General features: G+C 53.5%; 2 protein-coding genes. Both read left to right on the forward strand.

The genetic code is table 11. The features are described 5' to 3' along the window. Nucleotides 1–312, forward strand: a 312-nt coding sequence (locus tag DB398_RS18270) for a 3-keto-disaccharide hydrolase (protein WP_159076499.1), incomplete at its 5' end; no start/stop codon positions are given. Between the two features lie 16 nt (nt 313–328). Continuing rightward, on the forward strand, nt 329–1,104 hold a 776-nt coding region (locus DB398_RS18275; RefSeq protein WP_159076500.1), incomplete at its 3' end, for a Gfo/Idh/MocA family protein.

Consider the following 1,104-nt stretch of genomic DNA (forward strand, 5'->3'; position numbering starts at 1 on the left):
CTGCTCCAGGACTGGCAGAGGACCGGTGCCGACTATGCCATGCACGTGGCGGACGAATCACAGAAACAATTGAACCCCGTCATGGAATGGAACACTACCAAGATCGTGTTCACCCCCGAAAAGGTGGAACACTGGCTCAATGGCAAGAAACTGTTGGAGTTCGTGCCCTGGTCCGAGGAATGGAACGCCAAGAAGGCCTCCGGGAAATGGGACAACGCCCCCGATTACGGAAAATTCAAAACGGGCTACATTGCCCTACAGGACCATTCCAGTCCCATCTGGTTCCGCAACATCAAGATCAAGAAACTATAACCTCCAATACCTAACCATGAACAAAAGAGAATTCATCAAAAAAAGCAGTGTGGGAGCCCTAGGGGTCATGTTGGCACCTTCTATTTTAAAAGCAGGTTTTCCAAAGGAAAGACTGAGAACGGCCCATATCGGTGTGGGCAACATGGGCATGGAGGACCTCAAGGCCATCTCATCGCATAACGCGGTGGATGTGGTGGCCCTGTGCGACGTGGATGCCGTGAACCTTTCGGCGGCGCACAAGATGCACCCCAAGGCCCGGGTCTTTTTCGACTATCGTGCCATGTTGGAGGAGATGACGGACGAGATCGATGCCGTGATCGTTTCCACCCCAGATCATACCCATGCCCCGGCCTCGATGATGGCCATGGGGATGGACAAGCCCGTATACTGCCAAAAACCGTTGACCCACTATGTTTCCGAGTCACGGGAAATGAAAAGGATGGCGGCCGAAAAGGGACTGGTCACCCAAATGGGCATCCAGGTGCATTCCTTTTACGATTACAAACTGGCCACCTTGCTGATCCAATCCGGGATCATCGGAAAGGTGCACACCGTGCATGCGTGGTCCCCCAAGAACTGGGGATATGATGGCCCGCTTCCACAAGGGGAGGACACCGTTCCTGCCCAATTGGACTGGAACCTTTGGTTGGGCACTTCCAAGGAAAGACCTTATAAAGAGGACATGTACCACCCCGGCAACTGGAGAAAATTGATGGATTACGGTTGCGGCACCCTGGGCGATATGGGGGTCCATATCTTCGATACCCCCTACAATGCCCTGCAACTGGACGT

It is taken from the genome of Flagellimonas amoyensis, assembly GCF_003058265.1.
In the GTDB taxonomy this organism is placed as follows: domain Bacteria; phylum Bacteroidota; class Bacteroidia; order Flavobacteriales; family Flavobacteriaceae; genus Flagellimonas; species Flagellimonas amoyensis.